This window comes from Qipengyuania gaetbuli (genome assembly GCF_020171365.1).
GTDB lineage: Bacteria > Pseudomonadota > Alphaproteobacteria > Sphingomonadales > Sphingomonadaceae > Qipengyuania > Qipengyuania gaetbuli_B.
Genome location: NZ_JAIUZO010000002.1, coordinates 1,196,757 through 1,216,785, shown reverse-complemented (window position 1 = coordinate 1,216,785; position 20,029 = coordinate 1,196,757). Strand labels below are relative to the sequence as shown.

The following is a 20,029-nucleotide window of genomic DNA, read 5'->3' as shown; positions in this document are numbered from 1 at the left end:
GCAGGAGGGGCGCTTACCTCTCCCGCATGGCCAAGCACGTACACGCCCACAAGGAACATTCCGGCGACGCCCTGATCGACGCCGCCCGTCACACGCTGACCGATGCCGGCGAGCAGTGGACGGGCATGCGCCAATCGGTGTTCGAGGAACTCGCGCGGCACGAAAAGCCCGCCAGCGCCTACGACATTGCGGACAATCTGTCGGCGGCGCGCGGTAAGCGGGTTGCGCCCAACAGCGTCTACCGGATTCTCGACCTGTTCGTGCGGACCAACCTTGCCAACCGGATCGAGAGCGCAAACGCCTATCTCGTCAACACGCACCCGGGATGCCGGCACGACTGCATTTTCCTCATCTGCGACGATTGCGGGAAGGCCATGCATATCGATGACGATCGCGTCACCGGCGCCCTGCGCGAAGCTGGCAAGGATGCAGGCTTTACCGACGTGCGGCCCGTGGTGGAACTGCGCGGCCTGTGCGACGAATGTGCCGCGTGACGACGAGCCGTGCGATATGAGCGATAAAGCGTTCATCGACAGTTTCGATTGCCGCGTGTAAGGCCGCTTTCATGACGACGCGCCCTCACACGCCGCTGCTGGATACGGTCGATTATCCGGCCGACCTCCGCAAACTCGACAAATCGCAGCTCCGCCAGCTTTCGGACGAATTGCGTGCCGAAATGATCGATGCCGTTGGGACCACCGGCGGGCACCTCGGTTCGGGCCTTGGCGTGGTCGAGCTGACCACCGCAATCCATTACGTTTTCAACACTCCGGAAGACAAGCTGGTGTGGGACGTGGGGCACCAGTGCTACCCGCACAAGATCCTCACTGGCCGGCGCGACCGTATCCGCACGTTGCGCCAGGGCGGCGGCCTGTCCGGCTTCACCAAGCGCGCCGAAAGCGAATACGATCCCTTCGGCGCGGCGCATTCCTCGACCTCGATCAGCGCGGCGCTTGGCTTTGCCATGGCCAACAAGATGCTGGGCAAGCCGGGTCGCGGCATCGCGGTCATCGGCGACGGCGCGATGAGTGCGGGCATGGCCTACGAGGCGATGAACAATGCCGAGGCGGCCGGAAACCGCCTGATCGTGATCCTCAACGATAACGACATGTCGATCGCCCCGCCCGTTGGCGGCTTGTCGGCCTATCTCGCCCGCACCGTGTCGAGCAGCGAGTATCTCGGCCTGCGGAGCCTTGCCTCGCGCCTTTCGAAAAAGCTCAGCCGCAAGGTCCATGACGGACTGGAAAAGGCGGAAGAATACGCCCGCGGCATGGTCACTGGAGGCACGCTGTTCGAAGAGCTCGGCTTCTACTACGTCGGCCCGATCGACGGGCACAATCTCGACCACCTCATCCCGGTGCTGGAGAACGTGCGCGACAGCGAGCAGGGCCCGGTCCTGATCCACGTCGTCACGCAGAAGGGCAAGGGCTACGCCCCGGCCGAAAACAGCGCCGACAAGTATCACGGTGTCGCCAAGTTCGACGTTGTCACGGGCGAGCAGAAGAAGTCGTCGGGCGGACCGCCCGCCTATCAGAACGTCTTCGGCGAAACGCTGGCCAAGCTTGCCGATACCGACCCGCGCATCTGCGCCATCACTGCCGCCATGCCGAGCGGTACGGGCGTCGACAAGTTCGCCAAGGCGCATCCGGACAAGGCGTTCGACGTCGGCATTGCTGAACAGCACGGCGTCACTTTCGCTGCGGGCCTCGCGGCACAGGGCATGCGCCCCTTCGCGGCGATCTATTCGACCTTCCTCCAGCGCGCCTACGACCAGGTCGTGCACGACGTGGCGATCCAGAACCTGCCCGTGCGCTTCGCCATCGACCGCGCAGGGCTGGTGGGTGCGGACGGCTGCACGCACGCTGGCGCCTTCGACATCGCCTATCTCGCCACTTTGCCGAACATGGTGGTGATGGCCGCCGCCGACGAGGCGGAGCTGGCGCACATGACCTATACAGCCGCCGAATATGACGACGGTCCGATCGCCTTCCGCTATCCGCGTGGGTCAGGCACCGGCGTCGAAATTCCCGAGCAGCTGCAAAAGCTGGAAATCGGCAAGGGCCGCGTGGTGCGTGAAGGCACCAAGGTCGCCATCCTCTCGCTCGGCGCGCGTCTCGAAGAGGCGAAGAAGGCTGCCGACCAGCTGGAGGCCAAGGGCCTGTCGACCACCGTTGCCGACATGCGCTTTGCCAAGCCGCTCGATACCGAGCTGATCGAGAAGCTGATGCGTACCCACGAGGTCGTCGTGACGATCGAGGAAGGGGCCGTCGGCGGCCTCGGCGCGCATGTCCTCACGTTTGCCAGCGACGCCGGCCTGACCGATGCGGGGCTGAAGGTGCGCACCATGCGCCTGCCCGACATCTTCCAGGACCAGGACGATCCGGTGAAGCAGTATGACGAGGCGGGCCTCAACGCGCCGCATATCGTCGACACCGCGCTCAAGGCCCTGCGCCACAATTCGGCAGGCGTCGAAGAGGCGCGGGCCTAAGCTAGTGAGTGTCTACGGGCGGGGCTGACATTGCCCCGCTTCCTCACGAACCCTTGGCGCGTGCCAGGGCTGCATCCATCTGCGGCTGCACCCCTTCACGGGCAAACGCGTCGCATTCTTCGCTATCCTTGACCTGCCAACGTGCAGGCTTGGGGTGCGACCAGCAAATCTGCTTGATCGCTGCCTCGACACGTTTCTTCATCTCGGCCTCACCCTGCTCGCTCGAAAGGTCGAGATCGGCGATGGCGACCACCTTGCTCACGGGATCCGTTCCCGGCGGGAGGTTGCTGGGAGCCGTAACGACGATGTCCGGCTCCTGCGCCGTTGCGGGTGCAGTGATGCCGAGCAGGCCGATCGCGGAAAGGATCGGCAAGGCTATGGTGCGGGTTCTCATATCGGTCACTCCTTCGCTTGCGTTAAGGGCATCGGCCCTTCCCGCCGGTTTGTGGTGACGAACCAACCGGCGGCTGGCATGAGCAGGCTGAAAGGAAGCGCCCTCCATGTCATTGCTTCAGATCAAATGCGCCGACCACGTCACCACGCTGACGCTCAACCGACCGGACAGCATGAACCCGCTCGGCGCGGCAGGCGACGGTGATGCTTTCGCGGCGGCCTGCGATGCCATCAATGCAGACATGGACGTGCGCTGCGTCATTCTGACCGGTGCGGGCCGCGCCTTCAGTGCGGGCGGCGACATCAAGGCGATGAAGGACAAGACCGGCAATTTCGGCGGGACCGCGCCCGAAATCGCCGACGGCTACAGGAACAACATCCACAAGATCCTGCGCGCACTCTATTCGCTGCGCGTCCCGCTGATCGCGGCGGTGAACGGGCCGGCCATCGGATTGGGCTGCGACCTTGCCTGCCTTGCCGACATGCGCATCGCGAGCGAGAAGGCGAAATTCGGTGTCACCTTCCTCAAGCTCGGTATCATCCCGGGCGATGGTGGCACATGGATCCTGCCGCGCATCATCGGCGAGGCGCGCGCGGCGGAGCTGTTCTATACCGGAGACGTGATCGACGCGGCCACTGCGCTCGACTGGGGCCTTGTCAGCCGGGTCGTGGACCATGACGCGCTAATGGACGAGGCCGCAGCGCTCGCAGGCAGGGTCGCAGCAATGCCGCCGCACGCCCTGCGGCAAGCCAAAAACCTCATGCGGCAGGGGCGCTCGACCAGCTACGACGCCGCGCTGGAAATGGCAGCCAATGCACAGGCGCTGATGCATTCCACGCGCGACCACATGGAAGGCGTCGACGCGCTGATCGAAAAGCGCGTGCCAAGGTTCACCGGCGAATAGGTCGCGCGGCCTGGGGCCCTAGAACCAGCGCCAGACGCCTGCAGGTATGCCGATCGCGTGGATGTGCCCATAGGTCGCCGCGAGCCAGATGGCGACCCCGCCAGCCCACGCTGCGCCCCCGGCCTTGGCAAACCCCGACACGCGCGGCCAGTAGCTGGTCTGCGCTTCCCATCCTGCCCAGGCATCTCCCATCAGCACTTCCTTCTTGCGGTCCTGCATATGCGCCCCGACGAGCGCGAGGAAGCCGAGCGAGCCGGCGAGCACCAACTGGCGCGGGGTGGGGCTGAGCATGATGTGCACCAGCGCCCACAGCGCAAAGCTCCACATCATGGGATGACGCGTGACATGGAAGACGCCGTGCACCCCTTCGGCGGCGTGGGCGGCTGCGCGCGGGTCGGGAAGCGCGGGGTTTTTCACGAAGGATCCGGCAAGCAGGACCGATGCGACCAGCATCAGGATGCTGGCGATGCCCCAAGTCGCTTCGCCCATCCCGTTCCACAAGGCCGCGCCTCCGGGCCCGGCATCGCGATAGGCGAGCACCATCCAGGCGAAGGTCGCCAGCGAGACGAGCGAATAGAGGCCGCGAAAGCCATTCTCGCCCAGCCTCGCGACCAACGGTGCGCGCAGCGGATGCGACAAGGCAAAATGCGTGCCGACGAAAGCGATCGACGCGGCAACGAGATTGGTCAGCAGTTCCATGGCACTCTCCCCCGAGGCGGCACGAAACTAAGTAGCAAATAAAAACTTATTTGGCAATTACTGCTTTTCGATGCCGAGCAGTTTCACCTTGAACACAAGCGTCGCGCCGCCGGGTATCGGCCCCTTGCCCTGCGACCCGTAAGCCAGATCCGCCGGGGCCGCGATCTCGATCGTGTCGCCCACGCCCATTTCGGGAATGGCCATCTGCCATGCCTTGATCAGGCGGCCGAGCGGGAAGGTCACGGGCTCTCCGCGATCGTAGCTCGAATCGAAGGTTCCGCCATCGATGAAGGTGCCGGCGTAATGCACCGTCACCAGGTCGATCACGCGCGGCTTTTCGGTGCTGCCGGCATATTCGAGATACCGCCAGTAGAGGCCGCCTTCCATGTAGCGCCAGCCATCCTCGGGCTTGAGCGCGGCGAGATAGGCCTGCTGCGCGTTCATCCAGGCGATGTCCTGCGACCTGTCGGGCGGAGCATCCTGCGCGGTCGCGGCGAAACCCGCCACGGCCACGAAGGCGCCGCCCAGCGCAAGCAGGGTGGTGCGCATTTCCTTGGGCAGGCTCACCAGTCGAACGCCTCCGGCAGGCGGCTCTCGTCGAGCTCGCGGTAACGGTCGCGCAGGCGCGTCTGGTGGTTGTCGAGCGGCTGCTCGACACCGTCGATGAAGACCTTGGTGGGCACGGAGCCGACTTCCAGCGGGTCACCGTCCCAGATCACCACGTCGCCCATCGCACCGGGGGCCAGCACACCGGCCTTTCCGCCGAGCCCGCTGATCGAGGCCGGCACCGAGCTGATCGCGGCAAAGGCCTGCCCCCAGCTGAGGCCGTCCGCGCCCGGGACACGGGCCAGGGCGACGAGGTTGCCTGCATACTGGTTGAGGTTGCGCGGGTTCTCCATCGTGGCGGCGTTGATCGCCACCTTGACGCCTGCCTTGGCGAGGCGCCCCACATTGGACTGGGTGCTTGCCAGCTCCTCGAAACTGTTGGGCAAATCGTCGAGGCCGTCTGCAATGACGGGCACGCCTGCTGCCGCAATCTCGCGCGCGACGAGCCAGCCTTCGCTGGCGCCGACCAGCACCAGGTCGAGACGCGGGAAATCGCGCTTGAGGCCCAGCACGCTGCGGATGTCCGAAGCGCGTTCGACGGAAACGTAAAGCGCCTGCTCGCCAGCCACTACCGGCCCTAGGGCCTCGGCATCGGCGCGGGTCAGCATGGCACTTTCCGCGTCCCACCGGCCGCGGCCAAAATCCTGTGCTTCGCGCAGGGCATTGGCGAAAGCGACATAGGTCGCAACGCGGCTGCCCCCTGCAAGCCGCGCACCGCCTTCACCGAAGGCGACGACCTGGAAGGCCTTGGCCCGCGTCACGGGCTGGCCGTCGGCGCCGAGGTCGATGATCGCGCCCTGTCCGCCGAAGATCGAGCCTGCCGGCGAGGTGACGGTCGCCGCGCGCGTGATGCCCGCGGCCCGGTGCACAAGGATGTGCTGAGAGGAGGGGTTGATCGCCGGTGCGACATCGAGCGCCGCGTTGAAGGGCGAGCTGCCCGGACGCACGTCGTTCGATTCGCTCACGCCCGAAACATCAGCGAGGCCGAGCGTGGTGACGGTAGCGACGAGCCCGGGCGTCACCCAGGCCCCAGCCACGTCGTAAACGGTGTCCGTTTCGAAAGCGCCGGCGCCTGCCTGCGGGCCCGCATAGGCGACCTTGCCATCGTCGACGACGACCACGCCGCGTTCGATCGGTTCGCTCCCGTCGCCGGTGGCGAGAGTGGCGTTGGTGATGACGAAATCCTGCGCGGCGGCAGGCGCTGCGGCAAGGGCGAGCACGCTCGCCGCGAGGGTCAGGGCGCGCTTCATTTCACGTCTCCTTCACCGGGCTGGCCAAGCTCGAAATCGCTCACCGGTCGGCGCTTGCGATCCATGGCATCGAACATCAGCGCCCCGTCGATCCAGACCTTCTCGGGCCGCGAATAGACCGACAGCGGATCGCCGTTCCACAGCACGACGTCGGCCATCTTGCCGGCCTCGAGGCTGCCGGTCATGCCGTCGATTCCCATCGCCTTGGCGGGGTTCAACGTGATCCAGCGGATGACCTGCGCATCGGAGATGTCGATGCCCACGCGCTTGCCTGCGGCCTGCGCCTTGGCCGCTTCCTGGTTGAGGCGCTGGATGCCGTTGGCATCGTCGGAGTGGATGACAACGCAGGCATCTTCGCGCTGGAGGAAGGCCGCGTTTTCGAGAATGCCGTCGTAGCTCTCCATCTTGAAGCCGTACCAGTCGGCCCAGATCGCGCTGCAAACGTCGTTTTCGCGCAGCAGGTCGCCGATCTTGTAGGCTTCGACCGCGTGGTGGAAGGCGCTGACCTTGTAGCCCATCTCCTTCGCCATATCGAGGACGAGGGCCATCTCGTCGGCGCGGTAGCAGTGGTTGTGGACGAGGATCTCGCCGTCCAGCACGCCCTTCAGCGTTTCCTTGGCGAGGTCGCGCTTCTTGCCGTCATAGGCCTTGGCATCGAGCCAGGTCTGCCGGTTGACCGCGAAATTGCCCATGCGGGTCGAGGGCATCCGGCCGCGACCGCCATAGACGCGCTTCGGGTTCTCGCCGCAGGCCATCTTGAAGCCGTAAGGCGCATCGGGAAACTTCATCCCCTGCACCGTGCGCGCGGGCACGTTCTTGAGCGTGGCGGAACGCCCGCCCATCAGATTGGCCGAGCCGGGCAGGATCTGCAGCGAGGTCACGCCGCCATTGGCGAGCGCGCGGGTGAAGCCCGGATCCTGCGGCCAGACGGAATGTTCCGCCCAGACTTCGGGCGTGGTCGGGCTGGTCGCCTCGTTACCGTCCGAATGCGCCTGTACCGAAGGGGTGGGATAGTCGCCGAGGTGCGAGTGGATATCGATGATACCCGGGGTCACGAACTTGCCGGTACCGTCGAACACCGCGATGTCGGCAGGGACAGGCGTGTCCGGGCCGCCGATCGAGACGATCTTGCCGCCGCTGAAGAAGACCGTGCCATTGTCGATCCTGCCGCCCTTGCCATCAAAGATCGTCGCATTGACGAGCGCGGTCGGTGCGCCCGGATAGGGCGTGTAGGTCGAAGGGAAGGGCGTTTCCGTCTTTGCCGGCGCGCTGCTGGCGCTCTTGGTGTCGGTCTGCCCGGTGGTCGAACAGGCGGCGAGCGCGATGGCCAGCGTGCCTGCGGCGATAGTCTTGATCGATTTCCTCATGTGCCCCTCATGCCGCGAAGCGGCGATGTTGCAAAGAAAAAGGGCGCGGATCGCTCCGCGCCCTTTCGATTGTCGTTGGCTTAGCCCTGCGACTTGGTCTCGGGGTGGACCCCCGCGGCCTGCGCTTCGGCCGGGAATTCGGCCTGGCCTTCGATACTGTCGTCCTTGAGCGTGTCGAGGTGCATCAGGTGCTTGATCAGCGGGCTGATGACCATGACCGCGACACCGATGCCGACCGCATACCAGCCGACCGTCGAGTAGACGTCGAGCACGACCTGGCGGCCCGCTTCCTCGCCGACCCCTTCTGCGCCGGTCGCCGAAGCGATCAGGCCGGCAGCGAAGTTACCGGTGGCCGAAGCGAAGAACCAGGTGCCCATGATCAGCGAAGCCATGTGCGCCGGGGCCAGGCGGTTCATCGCCGACAGGCCGACCGGCGACAGGCAAAGCTCGCCAGTCGTGTGCAGCAGGTAGATCAGGAAGATGAAAGCGACCGGTACGGCGACTTCCGGACCCACGCTCGCCGCGCCCCAGACGAGGACGAGGAAGCCGAGACCCACCTGCACCACGCCCATGCCGAACTTGAGCGGAGCGCTGGGCTCCAGCCCCTTGCGGCCAAGCGTCTGCCAGACCACGGCGAAGACCGGAGCCAGCAGGATGATGTAGATCGCATTGATCGACTGGAAGACCGAGGCCGGAACCCCGCCGCGGTCGACGTGGCGGTCGGTGAACAGGTTGAGCGAGGAGCCCGCCTGTTCGAACAGTGCCCAGAAGACGATCGAGGTGAGGATCAGGAAGAGCGCGGCCAGGATGCGGTCGCGTTCCTCGGACGGCAGCTTGAACACTGCGGTGAACAGCACGTAGGCAACCAGTGCGCCGCCGAAGATGAACAGGACCCAGCCGACCAGGTCCTGGTACTGGATGGCCAGCCAGCACAGGCCGACCATGGCAATGCCGGCGCCGTACATGGTCCATTCGGTACCCTTGGCGAGCGGCTTGGGCGGTTCGCCGCGGCCGAGCAGCAGCGGCTTGCCCCAGACGAAGACGACGAGGCCGAGCAGCATGCCGATGCCGGCAAGGCCGAAGCCGTAGGCCCAGCCGTAGGTTTCGCCGATGTAGCCGCACAGCAGCGAGCCGATCGCGGCGCCCAGGTTAATGCCCATGTAGAAGATGGTGTAGGCAGCATCGCGGCGGGTGTCGGTGCGCGGGTAGAGCTGGCCGACGATCACCGAGATGTTCGCCTTGAGGAAGCCCGAGCCCACGATGATGAGCGCGAGGGCCAACCAGAAGACGTAGACGACCGGATTGTTTTCCGTGCCTGCGCCCGGCTGACCTTCGAAGGCCATGAAGAAGTGGCCCAGCGTCAACAGGACGGCGCCGAAGAGGACTGCCTTTCTCTGCCCCAGGTACTTGTCGGCCAGGTAGCCGCCGACCACGGGCGTGATGTAGACCAGCGCGGTGTAGGCACCGTAGATGACGCCTGCATCGCTGTCGGAAAACAGCCAGTGCTTGGTGAGGTAGAAAATGAGCAGCGCGCGCATGCCGTAGTAGGAGAAACGCTCCCACATTTCGGCGAAGAACAGGACGAAAAGTCCCTTGGGGTGGCCAAGGATAGTCCCTGCCGAATCCCCGTGAACCGGTTGCGTTGTGGCCATGTGTGGCAAACCCTCTCGTAAGTATACGCGGAGGCCGGACAGGCCTCCTCCCCGAAGATGCGCGCACCCTAGCGGCATCTGCGGCTATGTGAAGCCTTAGTTACAAACGCGACCAGCTTGCGCCTGCATGAACGAAACCGCGCTTCGGGAACCTTGCGCGCCGCGCTGTATTATGGCACTGATGCACTATACGACAATTCGGGGACCCGCCATGAGCAACCAGAGCAAGCCCGTCTATCTCAAGCTGCGCGACATGATCGCCGCAGCCATCATCGACGGCCGTTACCGCGAGGAAGAAATGCTTCCCTCGGTGCGCGCGCTGGCTGCGGAGCAAGGCGCCAATCCGCTGACGGTGGCCAAGGCCTACCAGCAATTCCAGGCAGACGGCCTTGTCGAAGTGCAACGCGGGGTCGGCATGTATGTCGCGCGCGGCGCAGCCGAAACGCTGCGCAAGCGTGAGCGCGAAACCTTCCTCAAGCAGGAATGGCCGGAAATCCGCGGGCGGATGAAGCGGCTGGGCATTGCGCCGGAAGAGCTGCTCGAGCGCACCTGACCCCGAAATGCCGTCCTAACCCTCGGGCGGGTATTAACAATTGCCATACTCGAGTCCTTCTGGCAGGGTTTTTCCGCTGCGCAGGGGGTCTGGCGTGGCAGGGGTCGCATAAAACAACAGGGGAAAGCGCCGCCGCGCGCACGCTCGAGGGAGCCTGAACATGATTCGATCCGAATTGCTCGCAGCCCTTGCGGAAGAAAATCCCGACCTGCGACCGGAAGAGGTCGAGCAGGTCGTCGATATCTTCTTCGAGGAACTGGCCCAGCGCCTTGCAGAAGGCGGCCGCATCGAACTGCGCGGCTTCGGAGCCTTTTCGACCCGCGAGCGCCAGGCGCGCCAGGGTCGCAATCCGCGTACCGGCGAAACGGTGGAGGTACCCGCCAAGCGCGTGCCCTATTTCAAGCCCGGCAAGGACATGCGCGAGCGCCTGAACGAGCAATAGTCCCGTCACGCTGCTTGGCGATTGCGGCGCGGCCCGCATCCCTCTAGCACGCCCTTCTGCTGCGCGGGTGTGGCGGAATGGTAGACGCCGGGGACTTAAAATCCCCTGATCCTTGATCGTGTGGGTTCGAGTCCCACCACCCGCACCATCAACTCCCGAACGTCTGTGCCGCGCGGCGTTGCCTGTGAAGCAATGCCCTTTATCGCGGTGTTAATACCTAGACGGCTAATAGGGCCGTTCAAAGGGGCGCAAGGCCAAGACGAAAGCCGGCACGGGGAACGCCGGGTTCTTGGGAGTTTTGAAACGCATGGACTATTCGGCCGCCATCGGCAGCGACAGCAACCAGACCTATGTCGACAGCGAACAGCGCGGTGCGCCGCGCTACACCTCGCTGATCCGGTCCGCCAAGCTCGTGTGCGGGCAGGGGGAATTTCTCTGCGTGGTGCGCGACGTGTCCTCGACCGGCATCTCGATCCGCGCCTTCCATGCCCTTCCGACCGATCCCACTCTGGCGCTCGAGTTGCAGAACGGCGAAAGCTACGAAATCGTGCAGGTGCGCGCCAACGGGACAGAGGGCAGCTACCGCTTCAAGACGCCCGTAGTGGTGGAACGCCTGGTCCACGAAACCTGGAATTACCCCAAGCGCCAGTTGCGCCTCAACATCGCCATTCCGCTCAAGCTGTCCTCGCTGACCCAGTCGGCAGAAGCGGTGACGCTGAACATCTCGCAGCAGGGCGCACGCGTCGAATGCGATGCCGTGTTCGCGATCGACCAGATTCTCAAGGTCGAGGGCGAAGGGTTCAACGACACCCGCGCCAAGGTGCGCTGGCGCCGCGACAGCAATTACGGCCTCGTATTCGAGAATACTTTCTCGCTGCGCGAATTCGCCATCATGGCGGCCGCCGTGCAGTGCCCGATGATGCTCGACACCGGGTCGCGCTGAATTATTCCGGCGGGACAGCCGGCCAATTAACTTTACGCTAACCGTTTTCGTTCACTTCTGGCAAAGAAGATGCCGGGGGTTTCAATGAATACGAGTGTGAATGCGCTGAAGGTCGACGTCGCCATTATCGGGGCGGGGCCGGCTGGCCTTACGGCTGCCTATCTGCTGACAAAGCAGGGCAAAAGCGTCGCCGTTATCGAGAAGGACCCGGTCTATGTCGGCGGTATCAGTCGCACCGTAGAGCACGAGGGTTATCGCTTCGACATCGGCGGGCATCGCTTCTTTTCGAAAAGCGCCCAGGTCGTCGACATGTGGAACGAAATACTCGGAGAAGAGGATTTCATCCAGCGCCCGCGCATGAGCCGGATCTACTACAAGGGCAAGTTCTACAGCTACCCGCTGCGCGCCTTCGAGGCGCTGTGGAACCTCGGCATCCTGCGCTCGACTGTCTGCATGGCGAGCTACCTGCGCTACAAGCTGTTCCCGATCCGCGAGGTGAAAAGCTTCGAGGACTGGACAACCAACCAGTTCGGCAAGCGGCTCTATTCGATCTTCTTCAAGACCTATACCGAAAAGGTGTGGGGCATGCCCTGCGACGAGATGAGCGCGGACTGGGCGGCGCAGCGCATCAAGGGTCTGTCGCTCTGGAGCGCGGTGATGGACGGGCTGAAACGCAGTCTCGGCCTCAACAAGAAGCCCAATGACGGCATGGCGACCAAGACCCTGCTCGAGACCTTCCGCTATCCGCGGCTCGGACCCGGCATGATGTGGGATGCTGCGCGCGACAAGGTTGTCGCCAGCGGACGGGGCCAGGTGCTGATGGGCCATGCGCTCGGCCAGTTGGCAAGCGACGGCAAGGGCGGCTGGCGCCTCAGCGCGCGTGGTCCCGAAGGCGAGATCGTGATCGAGGCTGACCATGCGATCAGTTCGGCTCCCATGCGAGAGCTGGCCAAGCGCCTGCACCCGCTGCCCGAAAGCACGGTCCAGGCGAACGACCTGAAGTACCGCGACTTCCTGACCGTGGCCCTGATGGTCGAAGGCGAGGACCTTTTCCCGGACAACTGGATCTACATCCATGACAGCAAGGTGAAGGTCGGCCGCGTGCAGAACTTCCGCAGCTGGTCGCCGGAAATGATCCCCGATCCCGACATGGCCTGCGTGGGCCTGGAATATTTCTGCTTCGAAGGCGACGGCCTGTGGTCGATGGACGACGCCGACCTCGTCTCGCTGGCCACCGACGAAATGGAAATCCTCGGCCTCGTCGATCGTCGCAAGGTCAGAAGCGGCGCGGTCGTCCGCCAGGAAAAGGCCTATCCGGTCTATGACGAGGATTATGCCGCCAATGTCGACGCCATGCGCCGCGAACTGGAAGCCAAGCACCCCACGCTCCACCTCGTGGGGCGGAACGGGATGCATCGCTACAACAACCAGGACCACGCCATGATGACGGCCATGCTCACCGTCGAGAACATTCTTGCAGGCGAGCGGGTCTACGACACATGGTGTGTCAACGAGGATGCGGAATACCACGAGGCCGGCGACGAAGGCGCCGAGGCGGGCCTGCCGAACCGCAAGCCCAGTGATGACCAGGCTGCTGCTCTCGCATCGGTTCGCGACGTACCCGAGCGGTTGCGCAAGTCCGCCTGACGCGGTGCCGCGCGGCCTTGTCACCAGAGTGTTACGCTGGCGGCTCGCCCGCTACGTGGTGGCCAGTGCATCGGGCACGGTCGTCGACCTTGCCAGCTTCCTGGTGCTGTTCGAGGCCGGCGTGCCCGCAGTTGCGGCGGCGGTGACCGGATATATCCTCGGGATGGTGCTCCACTGGTTCGTGTCCAGTCGGTTCGTGTTTCCAGACAGGCTCGGGGCACCGGGATGGCGCCGCGGAAGCCAGCAGCTTCTCTTTGCAATCTCGGCCCTGATTGGCCTGCTGCTGACTGCGGGAATCGTCTGGGCGTTCGAGCAAGCGGGCAGCGATCCGCGCCTCGGCAAGCTGGTGGCCATGGGCACCAGCTTCGCCTGCGTGTTCCTCATGCGTCTTCTGGTCGTCTTCCGCCAGCCTTGAATTTCGAGCGAGAACGGCCGTTTGGCTTGCCGGGATTTGCACTTTGTTTACCATGTCTTGTCATGATCGAGCCGTAATCGAGGCAGGCTTGCCAGCCTGCTGACGACCTTGGGGGGGCCTTGTTCCAAGCATTGATCCGGCTGCGCGACGTGCGCCTGATACGCTATGTGCTTGCCAGCGTTGCCGCGCTGGCCGTGGACATGGGCAGCTTCCTCGTGCTCCTCGCGGCAAGCATGAACGCGGCCCTGGCCGCCGCATCGGGGTATTCGGCAGGAATTCTCGTGCATTGGTTGCTATCCAGCCGTGCTGTCTTCCATGACGGGCTGGCTGCGCCCGGCGAAGGGCGAGGCCGGCAGAAACTGCTGTTCGTCGGGTCCGCCCTTGTCGGACTGGGACTGACAACCGCGATAGTCGCGCTCGGAAGTCAGGCGGGGCTCGACCCGCGAGGATCGAAGCTGGCCGCTATCGTGATCAGCTTCGCCGTCACATACCTCTTGCGCAAAGCTGTGGTTTTTGCGCCGGCCGAACGTTCATGACGGTCGACCGGCGGCTGCGTCAAGATGCCCGGCCTGCTGGCGCGATGGCGCTCCTTTGGCTGGTGGTTGCGAGCCTCCTGACCATCATTGCCTGGCCATATCTCGGCAGGCTGCTGTTCCCCGATCCGGATGATGTGCTTCGACTGCTGCAGGTTAGAGACCTGCTTGCGGGACAATCCTGGTTCGACGTCACGCAGCACCGTATCGCGCCACCCGACGGGGTGCCGATGCACTGGTCGCGCATTGTCGATGTTCCGCTCGCTCTCCTGATCCTTGCGCTGACGCCTCTCATTGGCGAGGCGCAGGCGGAAGTCGCCGCAGCCATCATCGTCCCGCTGTGCCTGTTGTTCATTACGCTTCAGGTTATCGGACGGCTGGCCTGGCGACTCTTCGACCGCCAGACGGCCATACTTGCCTGTGTGGTGGTGGCGCTGTGGCCCCTTCTGCTGGTCGAGATGCAGCCGCTGAGGATAGACCACCATGCGTGGCAGATCATGGTCGTTGCCATTGCCCTGTGGGCGCTTTCCTGGCGTACCGCCCGCCGCGGCGGGGCCATTGCCGGCATGGCCATGGGCGTCGGAGCCACGATTTCCCTCGAAGTCCTGCCGATGGCTGCGGTTTTTGCGCTGGTGCTCTTCCTGCGCTGGGCAATCGACTATCGCCAGAGGATCTGGCTCGTAACGTACATGCAGGCGCTGGCCGCCACGATTGCCTTGCTGTTTGCCCTGACCAAGGGCCCTGTCGCGCTGACGAGCCCGGTCTACTGCGACGCGATCTCTGCGCCGCACGTCGGGTTCTTTGCGGTAGCAGCGCTCGGCACCAGCCTGATTGCGCGGCTGCAGCGGCTCACCTTGCCTGTGCTCGTGATACTGTTCGCGGTTGTTGCAGCCGCGGGCCTGGCTGTAATTGCCCTTACCGGGCGGCAGTGCCTGGCATCGCCCTTCGCATCCCTCGATCCCATCGTGATGGACCTGTGGTACGCCAATGTTCGTGAAGGCGTACCGATCTGGCGGCAGGACGCGGATGTTGCGATCGGAAAATCGCTCCAGATGCTGGTCGCGCTCGGTGCTTCGATTGCCCTTGTCCTGCGCAGCCGCGACTGGCTGCGCCTGTGGTGGATCGAATACACGGTCATCCTGCTCGCAGCGGTGGCTGCAGCCGCGCTCACCCACCGCTCGTTCTATTATGTCGGCATCGTTGGCGCGGTCCCGATCGGCTGGCTGGCCTCCTCCCTCCTGCAGCGAGTGCTTGGTTCGGGCGCATTGTCGGGCCGCCTGGTCGCCGCCCTCGGCCTTTATCTTGCGCTCATGCCTGCTGCGCCAGTCGCCCTGGCGAAAGCCCTCTTGCCGCAGACGGCTGTACCTGATCCCTCTTCGAGCGATGGTAGGGCTTCGGTGAACCTACGCGAATCCCGTTGTGGTCCTGCAGTACAGCCAGACCCGTTCCCCACGCTGGAGCCGGGAATAGTGCTCACCCACTTCGATGTCGGCCCCTATTTCCTGCTCAACACGCCACATTCCGTCGTGGCCACGGGACACCACAGGGCCAATGCCGCGATGCGCGATGTGCTCGACGCCTTCACCGGTTCGCCGGAGGATGCTTTGGCAATCATGGAGCGGCGACCCGTCGATTACATCGCGATCTGCCCGGAGCTGGCCGAAGCCGGCAACCTTGCACGATATGGCGGGGACACGAGCCTTATCGCACGGCTGATCGCTGGCGATGCACTTGATTGGCTTGAGGAAATCCCTTCGACGGCTCCTACCGCCATCAGGGTCTGGCGGGTCAGGCCGGACGGAAATCCATTGCAATCCCGTTGATGCAATGGCGCTTGCCGGTGGGGCGGGGGCCGTCGTTGAAAATGTGCCCCAGGTGCCCGCCGCAATCGGCACAGTGCACTTCCGTGCGCGGATAGCCGAGCTTGTAGTCGGTACTGGTTCCCACTGCGCCGCGGTCGATTGCGGCGTAGAAACTCGGCCAGCCGGTGCCGGATTCGAACTTGGTCTTCGAACTGTAGAGCGCATTGCCGCAGCCGGCGCACACGAAGGTCCCGCTGCGCTTCTCGTCATTGAGCGGCGAGGAATAGGGGCGTTCTGTGCCTGCTTGGCGGAGCACGTAGAACTCGCCCTTGGACAGCTTGCCGCGCCACTGCGCCTCGGTAAGCGAAACGGGAAAGTTCTTGGCCTGCGCGGGCGAGGCACCGCAGGCGGCAAGGATCGGCAGCGACGCGCCAATGGCGAGCCCGGCAAGCAGGCTGCGGCGCGAGAGCGGGAAATCGTTCCGGGTGTCCATACCCTTTAGATACGTGTCCGGCGGGCGAAAGGTTTCACCCGCCGGGCCAGTCCGTCAGAACTCGGTGATTTCGACCTCGAGCTTGCGGAAGCCGTGGACGAAGTTTGCGCGGACGCGTTCGATGTCGCCCGCCAGGTGCACGCGCATCCGGCGCTTGTGCAGCTCTTCAAGCAGCACGCGCAGCTGCAGCTCGGCGAGGCGGGCGCCGACGCAGCGGTGGATGCCGTAGCCGAAGGCGATGTGACGGCGGGCATTCTCGCGCGTGATGTCGAGCTTGTCCGGATTGTCGAACACTTCCTCGTCGCGGTTTGCCGATAGGTACCACAGCACGACCTTGTCGCCCTTCTTGATGGTCTGGCCGAAGACCTCGGTATCTTCGGTGCAGGTCCGGCGCATATGCGCGAGCGGGGTCTGCATGCGCAGGATTTCCTGCACTGCATTGGGAATGAGTTCCGGCTGCTGTTCGAACAGCTTGCGCTGGTCAGGATTCTTGTCGAGCTGGTAGATGATCCCGCTCATGGAATTGCGCGTGGTGTCGTTGCCACCCACGATGAGCAGCACGAGGTTGCCCATGAATTCCTCGGGGCGCATCTGGTTCATCGCCTCGGAATGGATCATCATCGAGATGAGATCGTCGCCCGGTTCCTTGTCATGGGTGCGTTCCACCCACAGCGTCTGGAAATAGGCGCCCATCTCCTTGAGGATTTCCCAGCGCACCTTGTCGAGCGCGCGGACCGAGGCGAGCTCGGTGTCGCCCGACCAGTCGGACCAGAAGGTCAGCAGGCGGCGGTCTTCCCACGGGAAGCCGAACAGGATCGCCAGCATGCCGGTGGTCAGTTCGATGGAGACCTTGTCGACCCAGTCGAACACTTCGCCGCGCGGGAGCGAATCGAGCAGTTCGCCGGTGCGCTGGCGGATCTCGCCTTCCATCTCGGCCATGCCGCTGGGCGTGAACTTGGGCGCGACGGTGCGGCGCTGGCCGGTGTGCTGCGGGCGGTCCATGGCAATGAACATCGGCAGCTCGCGGCTGTCTTCACCGGCTTCGGCGAGCTCTTCCTCGGTCAGCCGGTTGAGGATCGTGATGCCGCCATGTTCCCAGCTGGACGAGAAGATATCGGGCAGCGCCTCGATATGCTGGATGGCCTTGTGGCTGACCACGGCCCAATAGGGGCCGAAGGGGCTTTCGGGAATGTAGTGGAGCGGACCTGCCGCGCGCATTTCGCGGAAGATCGGATGCCAGGTGTTCTCGGCGTAGATATCGCTGCGGCTCACGTCCCACTTGTGGGGATGCTCGAAGCGCTCCTCGGGGTGTTCCTCGAAATGCTTCTTCAGCGCCTCGTAGGCTGTGGGGCTCGAGCGCACTTCGGGGCGGGCTATTGCAGCGGTGGCCATGTCTCTCTCCTAGCGGCGGCGACTCTCGTGACGCCTTTCCTCTCGCCGGCAATCCTGCCTCAACTGACACTCGTGTCAATAGCGAGTTGCAAAAAGGAACCTAATCACCGCCACTGCCGACGGATTGCACCGATGCGACGAAGTCAGCCCTTGGCCGTTCGCCCGATGCCGAACCAGGCCTTTTTCGTCTTACCGCCGGCACCCGATTTCATGACCAGCTTGCGGAACAGGCCCGAGCCGACCTTCACGAAAATTGCAACCCACAGCAACTGCCAGGCGATCGCGGCAAGATGGGTCCACAGCACGGGTGACTGCGCTGCGCGTGCAACCATCGCGTATGGCGAGGACACGGGGAACGCGACGGCGAAGAGTTCGACCGGCGAACCCGCATCGCTCAGCGCATAGGTCGCCAGGAAGAAGACCGCGAGCTGGAGGATGGTTGCCGGCATCGAAAGCGTTTGCACGTCGCGCACCGTCGGCGCCATCGAACCGATGGTGAGGAAGACCGAGCCGATCAGGAGATAGGCGGTGGCGAAATAGGTCACGAAAAGGATCACGAACAGCGGCCAGCCCACCGCCGGGGTCGGAACCGGCCCCAGCGCCGAGCCACCGAGCCACAGGATCGTGCCGGCAATGCCGCCCCAGACCGCGATGCCCACGAAGCTGACGCCGAGCATGGCGAAGAGCTTGCCGTAGAACACGGCGTCCATCGGGATGGCGGCGGCAAGGATTTCGATGATCTTGTTGGCCTTCTCCTCGACCAGATTCGACAGCACCATGCCGGCGAGCAGCATCGTCAGGAGGAACAGCAGCGTGATGGCGCCCGTGGCGGTAGCCGTCTGTGCGCTGCGAATAGTAGCGACGCTGGTTGCTGTCGGCTTCAGCGCAACTTCCGGAAGCTCGGCGGTCTTGCCGCCTTGGGCCTCGGCGGCGAGCAAGGCCACTTGACCGCGCCAGCGGTCGATCCGTTCCTCGGTTCCGGACAGTTCGGGCGCTTCGAGCGTGCCGGTCACCACTGCGCCGAAATTGCGCGAAGTGTCCGACAGCAGGCGATCCGCCTCGCGCGGCTCGTCCGTGCCGACCACGGCGATTTCCGGCAGCGAGACGGCATCTTCCAGCCTTGCATGAGCGGCGGCGAAGGCAGCGCCCTCGTCCTCGCTCAGGACCACGGCAAGGCGCGGCGGATCGGCGCTTTCGGCCGCCTTTGCACCGAGCGTGCCGGCCATCAGGCTGATTGCCCCGAAGAAGATCGGGCCCAGCAGGAAGAACAGGAACGCCTTGGAAAACAGAATCGCGCGAAAGTCGCGGCGGGCGATGACCATCGCTGCGCGCCACAGCGGAAGGCGGCTTGCGTCGGCCATTATGCGATCTCCCCTGCTGCATCCTCGTCGAGGGCGCGTGCCGCTGCCTCGCCAGCGATTTCGACGAAAGCGTCGTGCAGGCCGGCCCGCTCGATCGAGAGCGACAATATGCCCGCACCGCCATCGATTAGCCTCTTGAGCAGCACCTCGATGCCGCTCTCGGGCACCGGGAAGTACCAGAAATGTCCCCCGTGGGCTTTCTTGTCGTGGCGGGCGGTGTCGGGCAGCGCGCTGCGCCATTCGCCTTCGCCATTCGCTGTCTCCAGCCTGACCTGTGCGGGGATGCGGTCGCGCGCGACGTCGACCGAACCGGCATAGGGTACCTTGCCCCCGGCAATGATCGCCACGTCGTCGCACAGGCGCTCTGCATGGTGGATGACGTGGGTCGAGAAGATGACCGTGGTCCCTGCCTCCGCCATTTCGCGGATCAGGCCTTCGAGCTTGCCCTGGTTGATGGCGTCGAGACCGCTGAAAGGCTCGTCGAGCACCACCAGCTTCGGCTTGTGGACCAGCGTGCCGAGCAGCTGGACCGTCTGTGCCATGCCCTTGGACAGCTGGCGGATCTGCTTGTCGACCGCGTGGCCGAGGCCGTGGCCTTCGAGCAGTTCGCGCCCGCGGCGGCGGCCTTCTTCCACGGGCAGGCCGCGCAGGGCTCCCATGAAGCCGATCGCCTCGTCGCACTTCATCGACGGGTAGAGGCCACGCTCTTCGGGCAAATAGCCGATCCAGCGCGCGATTTCGTGCGGGCGCTCGTGCCCGAAGACGCGCCGCACGCCTTCGTCAGGGTCGATGATGCCGAGCAGCATTCTCAGCGTGGTCGTCTTGCCCGCGCCGTTCGGCCCCAGAATGCCGTAGATCGCACCCTCGGGGACGGATATGTCGACCCCGTCCACCGCCAGCGTCCGGTCGAACCGCTTGACGAGACCGCGCGCCTCGATTGCAAGTGGGGGCGAGCTGGTGTCGTGGGCTCGCGGGACGGCGTCGGGCTCGGTAAGCATGACCGCGAGTTAACCGCGCGAAGTGAACGGGAGCAACAGCAAGTTTGGTTAAGACCGCGTCTCTGGAGGTCCTGCAGCAGGAATTGAGGG

General features: G+C 64.5%; 20 protein-coding genes and 1 tRNA gene. 11 read left to right on the top strand and 10 right to left on the bottom strand.

Annotation, left to right across the window (positions count from 1 at the left end):
• The first annotated feature begins 26 nt into the window (after positions 1-26).
• Both LCL94_RS06495 and dxs read left to right on the top strand, forming a co-directional pair.
• Complete coding sequence (locus LCL94_RS06495) at positions 27-494, top strand: Fur family transcriptional regulator (RefSeq protein ID WP_224831499.1); 468 nt, start codon at positions 27-29, stop codon at positions 492-494.
• Between the two features lie 71 nt (positions 495-565).
• Positions 566-2,488 carry a 1-deoxy-D-xylulose-5-phosphate synthase gene (gene dxs / locus LCL94_RS06490; RefSeq protein WP_224831498.1) on the top strand — a complete coding sequence of 641 codons (1,923 nt, stop codon included), beginning with the start codon at positions 566-568 and terminating at the stop codon, positions 2,486-2,488.
• 43 nt (positions 2,489-2,531) lie between these two features.
• On the opposite strand, the gene LCL94_RS06485 is transcribed toward dxs, so the two are convergent.
• Positions 2,532-2,882, bottom strand: a complete 351-nt coding sequence (locus LCL94_RS06485; RefSeq protein ID WP_224831497.1) for a UrcA family protein — start codon at positions 2,880-2,882, stop codon at positions 2,532-2,534.
• Between the two features lie 106 nt (positions 2,883-2,988).
• Between LCL94_RS06485 and LCL94_RS06480 the strand changes: the two genes are divergently transcribed.
• Positions 2,989-3,786 carry a crotonase/enoyl-CoA hydratase family protein gene (locus tag LCL94_RS06480; RefSeq protein WP_224831496.1) on the top strand — a complete coding sequence of 266 codons (798 nt, stop codon included), beginning with the start codon at positions 2,989-2,991 and terminating at the stop codon, positions 3,784-3,786.
• Between the two features lie 18 nt (positions 3,787-3,804).
• On the opposite strand, the gene LCL94_RS06475 is transcribed toward LCL94_RS06480, so the two are convergent.
• The 5 genes from LCL94_RS06475 to LCL94_RS06455 all read right to left on the bottom strand — a co-directional run bounded on the left by LCL94_RS06475 (position 3,805) and on the right by LCL94_RS06455 (position 9,360).
• Positions 3,805-4,485: an NnrU family protein gene (locus tag LCL94_RS06475; RefSeq protein ID WP_224831495.1), complete on the bottom strand. Its 681-nt coding sequence runs from the start codon at positions 4,483-4,485 to the stop codon at positions 3,805-3,807.
• A gap of 57 nt (positions 4,486-4,542) precedes the next feature.
• Positions 4,543-5,052: an FKBP-type peptidyl-prolyl cis-trans isomerase gene (locus LCL94_RS06470; protein ID WP_224831494.1), complete on the bottom strand. Its 510-nt coding sequence runs from the start codon at positions 5,050-5,052 to the stop codon at positions 4,543-4,545.
• On the bottom strand, positions 5,049-6,341 hold the full coding sequence (locus LCL94_RS06465) for an amidohydrolase family protein (protein WP_224831493.1): 1,293 nt from the start codon (positions 6,339-6,341) through the stop codon (positions 5,049-5,051). The genes LCL94_RS06470 and LCL94_RS06465 overlap by 4 nt, the downstream gene beginning before the upstream one ends.
• Positions 6,338-7,708 carry an amidohydrolase gene (locus tag LCL94_RS06460; RefSeq protein WP_224831492.1) on the bottom strand — a complete coding sequence of 457 codons (1,371 nt, stop codon included), beginning with the start codon at positions 7,706-7,708 and terminating at the stop codon, positions 6,338-6,340. The genes LCL94_RS06465 and LCL94_RS06460 overlap by 4 nt, the downstream gene beginning before the upstream one ends.
• A gap of 80 nt (positions 7,709-7,788) precedes the next feature.
• Positions 7,789-9,360: a peptide MFS transporter gene (locus LCL94_RS06455; RefSeq protein ID WP_224831491.1), complete on the bottom strand. Its 1,572-nt coding sequence runs from the start codon at positions 9,358-9,360 to the stop codon at positions 7,789-7,791.
• Between the two features lie 211 nt (positions 9,361-9,571).
• Between LCL94_RS06455 and LCL94_RS06450 the strand changes: the two genes are divergently transcribed.
• The 8 genes from LCL94_RS06450 (at position 9,572) to LCL94_RS06415 (ending at position 15,716) form a co-directional block, all read left to right on the top strand.
• On the top strand, positions 9,572-9,913 hold the full coding sequence (locus LCL94_RS06450; protein ID WP_160608515.1) for a GntR family transcriptional regulator: 342 nt from the start codon (positions 9,572-9,574) through the stop codon (positions 9,911-9,913).
• Positions 9,914-10,073: 160 nt separating this feature from the next.
• Positions 10,074-10,355 carry an integration host factor subunit beta gene (locus tag LCL94_RS06445; protein ID WP_160608514.1) on the top strand — a complete coding sequence of 94 codons (282 nt, stop codon included), beginning with the start codon at positions 10,074-10,076 and terminating at the stop codon, positions 10,353-10,355.
• A gap of 63 nt (positions 10,356-10,418) precedes the next feature.
• Positions 10,419-10,503 (top strand) — tRNA-Leu (locus LCL94_RS06440).
• Positions 10,504-10,662: 159 nt separating this feature from the next.
• A complete protein-coding gene (locus LCL94_RS06435; protein ID WP_224831490.1) occupies positions 10,663-11,298 on the top strand; it encodes a PilZ domain-containing protein in 636 nt (211 codons plus the stop codon).
• Between the two features lie 69 nt (positions 11,299-11,367).
• On the top strand, positions 11,368-12,945 hold the full coding sequence (locus LCL94_RS06430; RefSeq protein ID WP_263611761.1) for an NAD(P)/FAD-dependent oxidoreductase: 1,578 nt from the start codon (positions 11,368-11,370) through the stop codon (positions 12,943-12,945).
• 28 nt (positions 12,946-12,973) lie between these two features.
• The gene (locus LCL94_RS06425) at positions 12,974-13,360 is read left to right on the top strand and encodes a GtrA family protein (RefSeq protein ID WP_224831488.1); all 387 of its coding nucleotides are present in this window, start codon (positions 12,974-12,976) and stop codon (positions 13,358-13,360) included.
• Between the two features lie 131 nt (positions 13,361-13,491).
• The gene (locus LCL94_RS06420) at positions 13,492-13,896 is read left to right on the top strand and encodes a GtrA family protein (protein ID WP_224831487.1); all 405 of its coding nucleotides are present in this window, start codon (positions 13,492-13,494) and stop codon (positions 13,894-13,896) included.
• Positions 13,893-15,716 (top strand): hypothetical protein, encoded by a 1,824-nt coding sequence (locus LCL94_RS06415; protein ID WP_224831486.1) that lies wholly within the window; start codon positions 13,893-13,895, stop codon positions 15,714-15,716. Before LCL94_RS06420 ends, LCL94_RS06415 begins: the two co-directional genes overlap by 4 nt.
• On the opposite strand, the gene msrB is transcribed toward LCL94_RS06415, so the two are convergent.
• The 4 genes from msrB to LCL94_RS06395 form a co-directional block, all read right to left on the bottom strand.
• Complete coding sequence (gene msrB / locus LCL94_RS06410) at positions 15,682-16,188, bottom strand: peptide-methionine (R)-S-oxide reductase MsrB (RefSeq protein WP_224831485.1); 507 nt, start codon at positions 16,186-16,188, stop codon at positions 15,682-15,684. The genes LCL94_RS06415 and msrB overlap by 35 nt on opposite strands.
• Before the next feature lie 54 nt (positions 16,189-16,242).
• Positions 16,243-17,580 (bottom strand): cytochrome P450, encoded by a 1,338-nt coding sequence (locus tag LCL94_RS06405; RefSeq protein WP_224831484.1) that lies wholly within the window; start codon positions 17,578-17,580, stop codon positions 16,243-16,245.
• 143 nt (positions 17,581-17,723) lie between these two features.
• The gene (locus LCL94_RS06400; protein ID WP_224831483.1) at positions 17,724-18,941 is read right to left on the bottom strand and encodes an ABC transporter permease; all 1,218 of its coding nucleotides are present in this window, start codon (positions 18,939-18,941) and stop codon (positions 17,724-17,726) included.
• Positions 18,941-19,939 (bottom strand): ABC transporter ATP-binding protein, encoded by a 999-nt coding sequence (locus LCL94_RS06395; RefSeq protein WP_224831482.1) that lies wholly within the window; start codon positions 19,937-19,939, stop codon positions 18,941-18,943. Before LCL94_RS06395 ends, LCL94_RS06400 begins: the two co-directional genes overlap by 1 nt.
• Positions 19,940-20,029 lie beyond the last annotated feature (90 nt).